The sequence below is a fragment of the Campylobacter sp. MIT 97-5078 genome (genome assembly GCF_006864455.1).
Taxonomy (GTDB): Bacteria; Campylobacterota; Campylobacteria; order Campylobacterales; family Campylobacteraceae; genus Campylobacter_D.
This window is the reverse complement of the sequence record NZ_QHLK01000021.1, coordinates 1-11058: the sequence shown is the minus strand read 5'-3', so window position 1 is coordinate 11058 and position 11058 is coordinate 1. Positions and strand designations below refer to the sequence as shown.

General features: G+C 34.6%; 8 protein-coding genes, 2 tRNA genes and 1 pseudogene. 9 read left to right on the top strand and 2 right to left on the bottom strand.

The genetic code is table 11. The annotated features are described in order from the left end of the window. Positions 1–213: 213 nt before the first annotated feature. Together DMB91_RS08350 and DMB91_RS08345 are read left to right on the top strand one after the other, a co-directional pair. Positions 214–1297, top strand: a pseudogene (locus DMB91_RS08350) (MFS transporter). A gap of 2 nt (positions 1298–1299) precedes the next feature. Continuing rightward, entirely contained in the window at positions 1300–1644 is a 345-nt protein-coding gene (locus tag DMB91_RS08345) for a hypothetical protein (RefSeq protein ID WP_052043163.1), read from the top strand. A gap of 374 nt (positions 1645–2018) precedes the next feature. On the opposite strand, the gene DMB91_RS08340 is transcribed toward DMB91_RS08345, so the two are convergent. Together DMB91_RS08340 and edd are read right to left on the bottom strand one after the other, a co-directional pair. After that, positions 2019–2645 (bottom strand): bifunctional 4-hydroxy-2-oxoglutarate aldolase/2-dehydro-3-deoxy-phosphogluconate aldolase, encoded by a 627-nt coding sequence (locus tag DMB91_RS08340; protein WP_034903530.1) that lies wholly within the window; start codon positions 2643–2645, stop codon positions 2019–2021. Positions 2646–2655: 10 nt separating this feature from the next. Beyond that, positions 2656–4458 (bottom strand): phosphogluconate dehydratase, encoded by a 1803-nt coding sequence (gene edd / locus DMB91_RS08335; protein WP_034903527.1) that lies wholly within the window; start codon positions 4456–4458, stop codon positions 2656–2658. A 118-nt stretch (positions 4459–4576) separates the two neighbouring features. Between edd and zwf the strand changes: the two genes are divergently transcribed. The 7 genes from zwf (at position 4577) to DMB91_RS08300 (ending at position 10906) form a co-directional block, all read left to right on the top strand. Beyond that, complete coding sequence (gene zwf / locus DMB91_RS08330) at positions 4577–5965, top strand: glucose-6-phosphate dehydrogenase (protein WP_034903525.1); 1389 nt, start codon at positions 4577–4579, stop codon at positions 5963–5965. 131 nt (positions 5966–6096) lie between these two features. Then, positions 6097–6765: a 6-phosphogluconolactonase gene (gene pgl / locus DMB91_RS08325; RefSeq protein WP_034903523.1), complete on the top strand. Its 669-nt coding sequence runs from the start codon at positions 6097–6099 to the stop codon at positions 6763–6765. Next, a complete protein-coding gene (locus tag DMB91_RS08320) occupies positions 6746–7744 on the top strand; it encodes a glucokinase (RefSeq protein WP_052043162.1) in 999 nt (332 codons plus the stop codon). Before pgl ends, DMB91_RS08320 begins: the two co-directional genes overlap by 20 nt. A gap of 2 nt (positions 7745–7746) precedes the next feature. Next, positions 7747–9390, top strand: a complete 1644-nt coding sequence (gene pgi, locus DMB91_RS08315) for a glucose-6-phosphate isomerase (protein ID WP_034903520.1) — start codon at positions 7747–7749, stop codon at positions 9388–9390. A 16-nt stretch (positions 9391–9406) separates the two neighbouring features. Beyond that, positions 9407–10606: a sugar MFS transporter gene (locus tag DMB91_RS08310; RefSeq protein WP_034903517.1), complete on the top strand. Its 1200-nt coding sequence runs from the start codon at positions 9407–9409 to the stop codon at positions 10604–10606. Positions 10607–10720: 114 nt separating this feature from the next. Then, a tRNA-Ala gene (locus DMB91_RS08305) sits at positions 10721–10796 on the top strand. Between the two features lie 33 nt (positions 10797–10829). Then, positions 10830–10906 (top strand) — tRNA-Ile (locus DMB91_RS08300). Positions 10907–11058 lie beyond the last annotated feature (152 nt).

Here is an 11058-nt window from a genome sequence, read left to right as displayed (position 1 = left end):
TTAAGTAGTAAATCTCAATCAGTCCTTGTTTAGATTTTAAAGATTGATAGAAAAGACTTTAGTCTTTATAAATGTCAATAAAACTATAAATTAAACAAACAAAAGCAAAATCATTCAATTTCTTAATTTTGGTTAGAGTGTATCCCTGATTAAGGAGAAATAAACATCAAACATAAGATCTTATTGCTTGCTATACTCCTAGCCGTTTTTGTCGTGCCAAGTTCTATTTCTGGAACAGCCATCGCACTTCCTTTCATTGCACAAGAATTAGGAAATAATGTTATGGCTTTGCAGTGGGTTGTGAATGCGTTTAATCTGTTTTTTGCAAGTTTTACGCTTATTTGGGGAGCAATGGCGGATAGATTTGGAGCAAAAAGATGTCTTTTGGTTGGGGTGTGTTTATGTGTTTGGTTCTTTGCTTTCTGTTGTAGCACGAGATTTATTTATCTTAGATACAGCTCGTGCCTTGGCAGGAATTGGAGGTGCAAGCGTATTTGCTTGTGGAGCAAGCTTACTCGTTAGGAACTTTGAAGAACAAGAAAGAGCAAAGGCTTTCGCCTTTTTTGGAACGACGGCAGGACTTGGAATCACATTTGGACCAACGATTTCGGGCTTACTTATCGACGCTTTTGCAACGACTTTTATAGGGGACTTTCTCCTTTCTTATCGTTCTATTTTTGCTTTTCATTCTCTTATTTTGATTCTTGTATTATTTCTTAGTCCTGCTTTGCCAAAAGATACACCAAATGATAGAGCAAAAAATTCTTTCGATTATATGGGTGCATTTTTGTTTGTTGCGTTGCTTTTTTCTTTCATGGTATGTATTACTTCTTTGGCTCAATTTAATACCCAAACCCTTATTGCGTTGGTTGTGTTTCTCTTTTTTACAGGCTTATTTATATGGCAGCAAAAATCTCTGCATACAAAAGGTATAGCTCCACTTTTAGATTTAGAAGTGCTTAAAAATGAAAATTTTTTTGGTTTTACACTTGTTATGGTGATTGCTGGTTTTAGTTTTGTAGTGCTTCTGACTTATTTTCCAAGCTTTTTGCAGGCAGTTTTTGGATTGAGTGCTTTTGCCTCCGGTTTATTCATGCTCGCTCTCACTACACCTATGCTTTTTTGCCCTTTCCTTGTCTCAAAAATGTTAAATAGTGGGTGGAATACAAGAAGGCTTGCTCTTATGATGTCGCTTTTAATGAGTGTAGGTCTCATTGTTCTTGCTGGTGTTTTACTCTTTATTCAACCACAATGGCAATTCATATTGACAATTTTCTCCTCTTTGTTATTGGCGTAGGAATGGGGCTGCATGCTGGAGGTATTGATAATCTTGCTTTAAGTAGTGTTGATCCCAATAAAGCGGGGCTTGCAGCAGGTGTGCTTAATTCTTGTCGATTAGGAAGTGAAGCTATAGGTGTGGCTCTCTATGGTGCATTAACACTTGTTTTTATCAGTTCAGGCGTGATATCTGCGGGATTGAGCTTAGAAAATATTCCCATCATTGCGAGTGCAAATCTCGCGGGGCTTAGCCATCAAGAAGCAGCACTCTCAATTTATTTACATTCTTTTTGCACTACTGTATCGATTTTGGGGATGATGTGTTGTGTTTCTTGTGTGGCTATATGGAGGCTACTTAGGGGTTAGTTTTTAGGTTGAAAAATTGTAATTTTTTTCTTTGGCAATATTTTCGCAAAAATCTTTTTCATCGACCTCTCTTAACATTTCTTTATCAAAGGCTTGTGCTACAAGTTTCATATCCTGTGTGATAGAAATATAATCAGCAGTTAAATCTGTATGATTTGCTTTCGTATTTACAACGCATAAAAAATATTTATTTTTTCAAAATCAAAATTTATCTTTCTATTTCTGTCCTGTCCGCAGAAGAATAAAAGCTAATTTTTTTCGCCTTAGGATAGAATTTTTAAAACATTCTAAAGCTTTTAAATATCTTTTTTTCTTAGCTAAGAGTTCTTTTTATATATTTTTTAATTTTTCGTTTAATTCTTCCATATTTAAGCCTAGTTGGATATTAATGCCAAGCTTTTTTGAGCTATTTTAGTAAGCTCATCCCATTTTTTATCTTGTATAAGCTCTTTAGGACTAAGCCAAGAGCCACCCACACAAGAAACATTAGCTAGGGCTAAATACTCATTCATATTGGCTAAATTTATACCTCCTGTGGGGCAAAATTGCACTTCTTTAAAGGGTGCGTATAAGGCTTTTAGCATAGCAACGCCTCCAGCAGCTTGTGCTGGGAAAAATTTCAAGCAGGTAAAATTAAATTCCAAGGCTAACATAAGCTCACTTGCACTTGAAACACCGGGTATTAAAGTAAAGTCAAGTTCTAAAGCTTTTTTGGCTAAATTTGAACTTATGCCAGGACTTATGGCAAAAGTAGCCCCTGCATTTTTCACCGCTTCAAGCTGTTTTGCATTGATTACAGTGCCAGCACCTACAACGCTTTGTGGAAAATTCTTAGCTATGCTTTCTATGGCTTTGAGTGCATTTGGGGTTCTTAGGGTAATTTCTAAAATCTTTATACCCCCATTATACAAAGCCTCGGCAAGCTTTAAAGCCTCATTTTCATCATCTATACTAATAACTGGTATAATTTTGCTTATATATAAAATTTCATCTGCTCTCATCGTCTCTCCTTTAATTAAAATATCCACCAAAGCTCATCGCTCCCGTTTCAGCACTTGAGCTTTGCTTTCTAAAGCCTGCAAACAGTTCCCTGCCACAGCCAAATACCGATTCATTTTGAGGCTTTTTAAGCTCTCTTTTTTGCCAAAGCTCTTCATCAACCAAGGCTTCAAGCTTACCATGTATAGCATCAAGTAAGATTATATCGCCATTTTCTATCTTAGCGATATTGCCATTTAGTAAAGCCTCTGGGCTTGTATGAATGGCTGCTGGAATTTTACCCGATGCCCCTGACATTCGCCCATCAGTAAGTAAAGCCACCTTAAAGCCCTTATCTTGTAAGATCCCAAGGGCTGGAGTAAGCTTGTGCAGCTCTGGCATACCATTTGCTCTTGGTCCTTGAAAGAGCAAAACAGCGACAAAATCACATTCTAATTCTTTGTTTTTAAAGGCGTTTAAAAACTCTTCTTGAGAGTAAAAAACTTTAGCAGGTGCTTTTACGATTTGATGTGTTTCTTCTATCGCTGAAGTTTTAATCACAGCCCTGCCTATGTTGCCTTTTAGGATTTTAACGCCACCGTCCATTGAAAAGGCTTTTGCTACTCCTCTTAAAATATCTTCGTTTTTACTTGCTTCAACGCCATCTTTATAATGCAGCACACCCTCAATCAAAAAAGGTTCCTTGGTGTAAAAGTGCATGCCCTCACCCATTACACTCATAGCATCCTCATACATAAGCCCTGCTTTTAAAAGCTCTTTTATCACAAAGGCTAATCCCCCACAAGCACTAAAAGCGTTAATATCAGCCTTGCCATTTGGATACACCCTTGCTAAAAGCGGAATGAGCTTTGAAATGGCGTCAAAATCCTCCCAGTCTATAATGATACCAGCACTCTTGGCTATGGCTATAAGGTGTATGGTGTGATTGGTTGAGCCTCCTGTTGCCATTAAGCCTATCATAGCATTAATGATATTTTTTTCGCTGATGAGCTTGCCTATGGGTGTAACTTTTTGTGTTGCTAAATGCTTTGCAGCCTCTTTGACTAGGGCAGTTCTTAAAGGGGTATTTGGATTGATAAAGGCTGAATTTGGTAGGTGCAGTCCCATAAATTCGATCATCATTTGATTAGAATTAGCCGTGCCATAAAATGTACAAGTGCCTACATCATGATAAGACTTCATCTCACTATCAAGTAATTCGCTTCTTGAAATTTTACCCTCTGTGAAAAGCTGTCTAGCCTTTGCCTTTTCATAATTTGAAATTCCACTTGTCATAGGACCTGAAGGCACAAAAATGCTTGGTAAATGTCCAAAACTTAAAGCCCCTATTAAAAGTCCAGGCACTATTTTATCGCACACTCCAAGATAAAAAGCCCCGTCAAAAACTTGATGAGAAAGCCCTATAGCTGTGCTAAGAGCGATAACATCGCGAGAAAATAAAGAAAGCTCCATACCCTCATAACCTTGAGTAATACCATCGCACATTGCGGGTACTCCTGCGGCAAATTGTGCAAAAACATTATGCTTTAAAAGCTCTTCTTTAATAAGTTCTGGATAATTTTTAAAAGGTTGATGTGCTGAAAGCATATCATTATAAGATGAAATAATGGCGAAATTGGCATTTTCATTATGTTTGATTTTTTCTTTGATATGCTTTGGTACACTCGCATAAGTGTGGGCTAAATTCGCACAGCCTAGATTAGCACGAGAAATTTTACCGCCTTGTTGCTCTAGTCTTGCTAAATACTCCTGTCTTGTTTTTTTACTTTTTTCTTGTATTTTTTGGGCGATGAGTTTTAATTCTTGTCTTGGCATTTTTTATCCTTTATGTAATAATATTGTAATAAAAATTGCTAAACAAGCTTATTTTTAAACATTTTTTGATATAAAATATCTTAAAGAATTTGCATTTATGCGTAAAAAGGATGAAAAAATGATAGATTGTGATTTTATTTTGTTTGGTGCCAGTGGGGATTTAGCAATGAGAAAAATTTTTCCCTCTTTGTTTCAAATTTACTCAAGTAATTTTTTAACCCCAAGTGTGAGGATTATCGCTAGTGCTAGAAGTAAATTAAGCGAGATTGAATTTAAAGAAGTTTTAAATGTTAAAGCAAAGATTCATATTAAAAATATCAATGAACAAAAATGGCAAGAATTTTTAAAAAAAATAAGCTACATAAGCATAGAATTAAACAAATATGAGGACTTTTTAGCTTTAAAACAAAGCAGCAGAAAAAATGCTAATGTGGTGATTTATTTTTCTATATCGCCTGAATTTTTTATCAAAGCTTGTAAAAATTTAGCTCTCATAGGCTTTAACAATCAAAGAGTAAAAATAGTCCTTGAAAAGCCTTTAGGTATGGATTTGCACTCTTGCAAGGCTATTAACACAGAAATTGCAAAATATTACAAAGAAAAACAAATTTATAGAATAGATCATTATCTGGGTAAGGAAAGTGTACAAAATATCTTATATTTAAGAAAATACAATGGTTTGCTTCAAAATATTTGGAATAATAAGCATATTGCCTATGTCGAAATAAGCGTATTTGAAACCTTAGGTGTTGAAAACAGGGGCGAATTTTACGATAAAACAGGAGCTTTAAGAGATATGTTGCAAAATCATATGATACAAATTCTTTCTTTGCTTACTTTAAAAATGCCTTCAAAGCTTAATTCTACTTCATTAAGACGGGCAAAGTGTAAGCTTTTAAAAGAATTAAAACCCTTTTCAAAGCAAGATATTAAAGAAAATGTTATTCGAGCCCAATACACGCAAAATGGTAAATTTAAGGGCTATTTAGATGAGGCTCATATACAGCCAAATAGCAAAACTGAAAGTTATGTAGCCTTAAAGGCTTTTATAGACAATAAAACTTGGCAAGGAGTGCCATTTTACCTTCGCACAGGCAAAAGAATGAAAGAGCAATTTGTCCAAATCGTGCTTCATTTTAAGGGGCAAGAAAATACTAACAAACTTGTGATTAATCTACAACCTCATAATTTCATCGCCTTAAATTTAAGACTTAAAAAAGAGGGTATAGCTACTTATAAAGAGGAGAATTTATTTATACAAAATAATTATGGCGAGGGCAGGGTTACGCAGCCTTATGAAAGTTTGATAAAAGATGCTATTAATGGGAATTTAAGTTCTTTTAATCATCAAGAAGAACTTGAATCCTCGTGGCTTTGGCTTGATAATATTATCAAGGCTTTTGCTGCCAATGAGCTACCTTTATATCATTATGCAGCAGGCAGTTTTGGACCAAAAGAAGCAGAGAAACTCATACAAAAAGATGGCAATACTTGGCTTAATCCTTAAAAATTATGGCTAAAGTGTGAAAATTTGTAATATATTATCTGTTATTCTTTGATAAAAATATAATAAATCAACTAAAATCACCTTTATTACGTTAGAATACCAACTATATCTTAAAAATGAAAGTAAGGTGTATGGCATATAGTTTTTATGAATTTGAAAATGTTGATTCTTGCCAGCTAGCCTTAAGCAAGGCTATTAAAGAAATCATACAAAAGGAAGGTTTCAATTCTTTAGCACTTTCTGGTGGTAAATCTCCTCTTGGCTTTTTTCATTATCTAAGAGAAGAGGATTTAAAGTGGCAAGATATGCACATTTGCTTAGTTGATGAAAGAATTGTTGGTTTTGACGATAAAAATAGTAACACCTATTTTATCCGCAATGAATTCCTGCAAAAAAAAGCTTCTAATGCACACTTTATATCTTTACTTGAAGATGTGAATTTAAGTGATGAAGAAAACCTTAAACTTGCTAATGAAAAATACAAACAACCTGAAATTGCAGTTTTAGGTATGGGCAATGATGGACATTTTGCTTCTTTGTTTGCTAATTCTTTAGGATTTGATGAGGCTTTAAATACAAATAAAAATATAGTCTTTATAGAGCCAAAAAATGCTCCTTTTAAGAGACTAAGTATGAGTTTAAAAGCTATTGAAGCTTGCAAAAGACTTTTTTTACTCATACAAGGTAAGGAAAAAAAAGAAGTTTTTGACAAAGCCTGTGTGAAATTTGATGCAAATTTGCCTATTTCTTTCATACTTCATTCAAAAAAGGTAAGCTGTGATGTCTATTACTCAAAATAAAAATTTAAAATCTTATCCAAGATTACTTGCAGATATTGGTGGAACAAATGCTAGATTTGCTCTTGAATTAAAGCCTAATAAAATAGAACATATCGAAGTTTTGCCTTGTAATGACTATGACACTATAGTCGATGCGGTTAAGGCTTATCTTAAAAAAATAGGCGATGTTAAAGTGAAATTTGGAGCTTTTGCTATTGCTAATCCTGTTATAGGTGATTGGGTGCAGATGACAAATCATCACTGGGCTTTTAGTATAGAAACAACAAGACAAGCTTTAGAGCTTGATGAACTTATACTCATCAATGATTTTGTGGCTCAAGCTTATGCTATTAGCAAAATGAGTGAAAAAGAACTTATCCAAATAGGGGGCACAAGTTGTGATATACATTCGGCTAAGGCTGTTTTAGGACCTGGAACGGGACTTGGTGTAAGTGCTTTAATACCACAAGGTAATGGCTCATACATAGCTTTAGCTGGAGAAGGTGGGCATGTAAGTTTTGCACCCTTTGATGACATTGAAATTATGGTATGGCGATATGCAAAGAAAAAATTTGGACATGTTTCAGCTGAAAGATTTTTAAGTGGCTCCGGTTTAGTTTTAATTTATGAAGCTTTAGCAAGTAGAGAGGGGATAAAAAAAGCTAAAATGACACCTGAACTTATTAGCGAGCAAGCTTTGAGTGGAAATTCACCTTTGTGTAGGTTTGCTTTAGATATATTTTGTGCTATGCTTGGCACTGTTTCTTCAAATTTAGCTCTTACCTTAGGTGCTAGATCCGGAGTTTATCTTTGTGGAGGCATTATACCAAGATTTATAGAGTATTTTAAAACATCGCCCTTTAGGATGCGTTTTGAAGACAAAGGACGTTTTGATGCATATTTAGCAGCTATTCCTGTATATGTGGTTTTAGCAAAACATCCAGGAATTTATGGAGTGGGTGTGGCTTTAGATAATTATCTTAAAGAAAAAAGGAAATAAATATGTCTTTGACACAACTTTCATCTTTTATCAAACTTAAAGAACATTTTGAGCAAATGAAAAATATACATATGAAAACTATGTTTGAAGAAGATGAGAATAGAGCTAAGCGTTATTTTTTAAGTGTGGCTGATTTGCGACTTGATTATTCTAAAAACCGCATTAATGATGAAACTTTAAAGCTTTTATTTGAACTAGCCAATGAAAGAAACTTAAAAGAAAAAATTAAGGCTATGTTTAGAGGCGATAAAATAAATACTACAGAAAATCGTTCAGTCTTACACACAGCACTTCGCAACAGAGGCGAACAAAAAATAGAAGTTGAAGGGGTTGATGTTATGCAAAATGTCCGCTCCGTCTTAGAAAAAATGGAAAAATTTTGTGACCAAATCAGCATAGGTTCTTGGTTAGGATATAACAATCATTTCATTACTGATATTGTTAATATCGGCATAGGAGGTTCTGATTTAGGAGCTTTAATGGTATGCAAGGCTTTAAAAGAATACGGTAATCCTCGTCTTAATATGCACTTTGTTTCAAATGTAGATTCTACACAATTGCAAGGCGTTTTAAGCAAGATTCACCCGCAGACTACACTTTTTATCATTGCTTCTAAAACCTTTTCCACACAAGAAACACTAACTAATGCTTTTGCCGCAAGGAAGTGGTTTTTAGATTCTGCTGTTAATGAGTGTTTTATAGCTAAGCATTTTGTCGCTGTATCTACAAATAAAAAAGCGGCTTTGGAATTTGGTATAGCTGAGGATAATATCTTTGAATTTTGGAATTGGGTGGGTGGAAGATATAGTCTTTGGTGTGCGGTAGGACTTGCCATTATGCTCTATTTAGGTAAAGATAATTTTTATACCTTGCTTGAGGGAGCTTATATTATGGATAGGCATTTTTATGAAAGCGAATTTGAACAAAATATGCCTGTAATTTTGGGTTTGCTTGGAATATGGTATATTAATTTTTTTAAAGCAGATACGCACTTAATTATGCCTTATGATGAGCATTTGCGACATTTTCCTAAATTTATACAACAGCTTGATATGGAAAGTAACGGCAAGCAAATTACCAAAGATGGCACATTTGTAGATTATGATACAGGTCCTATTGTATTGGGCGATATGGGCATAAACGCCCAACATGCTTTTTTTCAGCTTCTACACCAAGGCACAAGACTTGCACCTATTGACTTAATTGCGGTTTTAAGTAAAAAAGGCACACTGCCAAAGCACCATGAAATTTTACTTAGCAATGTTTTTGCTCAAGCTAGAGCCTTTATGGTAGGCAAAACTTATGAGGAGGTATGTGAAGAATTAACTCATAAAAATATGCCTCAAACAGAAATTGAAAAACTTGCTTTACATAAAGTATTTAAAGGCAATAGAGTGAGTAATACCCTCTTACTTGACGAACTCAACCCTAAAAGCATAGGTTCTTTAATCGCCTTGTATGAACATAAAATTTTTGTGCAAGGTGCGATTTGGGATATTAATAGTTTTGATCAGTGGGGTGTTGAACTTGGTAAGGAGCTAGCAAAGTCCATACTAGCCGAACTTTTGGGTCAAGATACACAAATGAAGTATGATTCATCTACCAAAAATCTCATTGAACTATATAAACAAAAGAATCAATCTTAAAAAGAAAGGAAAGATGATGCAAAATAAAAGTAATACTTTTGCTTTAGCCACTTTAACGGCTTTGTTTTTTGCTATGGGTTTTATTACGGTGTTAAATGACATTTTAATACCGCATTTGAAGGTGATCTTTGATCTAAACTATTTTGAAGCAGCTTTGATACAATTTTGCTTTTTTGGGGCTTATTTTATCACAGGTGGTTTTTTTGGAAAACTTATTTCTAAAATAGGCTATCCAGCAGGTGTGATTTCAGGTTTCGTTTTAACAGCTTTTGGTTGTGTGCTTTTCTATCCAGCAGCAGCAACTGCTTCTTATCCTATATTTTTGGGAGCTTTGTTTATCTTAGCAAGCGGGGTTGTGTTGCTACAAACCGCAGGTAATCCCTTCGTAACCTTACTCGCTCCCAATAAAGAAGCAAGTGCTTTAACTTTAGTGCAAGCTTTTAACTCTTTAGGAACTACTTTGGGACCTTTATTTGGTGCTGCTTTTATACTTTCAGGAACAGCTCAGTATGCCAGTAAAATGGAAGAAGCACAATCTGTGCAAATTCCTTATCTCGTCATAGCAGGAGTTTTAATACTTTTGGCTGTGCTTGTGTATTTGCTGAAACTTCCCGATGTGAGAAAAACAGCTGAAGAAATAAGCGAGAAAAACCAAGATAAAAAGGTAAGTATGTTTGAATATTCTCATCTTGTCTTAGGTGCTGCTGCGATTTTCTTTTATGTGGGTGCTGAAGTTTCTATAGGTTCATTTTTGATTTTAACGATGAAAGAAATAGCAAGTATAGACGAGGTAACAGGGGCAAAATACATAGTCTTTTACTGGGGCGGTGCTATGGTAGGACGCTTTATTGGTAGTGCGGTAATGGCTAAAATAGCACCAAATAAATGTCTTGCTTTTAATGCCACAATGACTATAATATTAAGCATAATAGCTATAGTGGCTAATGGATATGCATCTATGTTTGCATTGCTTGCTATTGGACTTTTCAATTCCATTATGTTTCCAACTATTTTTTCTTTAGCAACTAAGAATTTAGGTAAATTTACTTCTCAAGCTTCAGGGCTTATTTGTATGGCGATAGTTGGGGGAGCTTTAATACCTCCTGTGCAAGGTTTAGTGGCTGATTACAGTAATTTGATTTTATCCTATGTCGTGCCTGTGTTTTGTTATTTTTATATCTTATTTTTTGCTTTAATAGGCTACAAAACAAGATGATTTTATAGAAGCATCTTTGCTTCTATAAAATTTATAAAAAAATTTATAAATTTTTCTTATAAATTTTATAAATTTTTAAGAAAATTTTTATATAATATGTGTTTTATATTTGGAGGGGAATTAGCTCAGCTGGGAGAGCGCCTGCTTTGCACGCAGGAGGTCAGCGGTTCGATCCCGCTATTCTCCACCATAAGATTTTTAATACTAACTAAGGTATTTTAATGGGCCTATAGCTCAGCTGGTTAGAGTGCACCCCTGATAAGGGTGAGGTCACAAGTTCAAGTCTTGTTAGGCCCACCAGAATTAAAAGAATTTGCAAACCAAACAAAAAGGCTTTAAAATTTAAAGCAAGCATAAGCATAAATCTTATCTTTGCTTTAGGTTTTAAACCTAATGTTCTTTAAATTATCATTGTTAAGAGTCACAAGCAAGTTTTAATAAAAACAATTTTA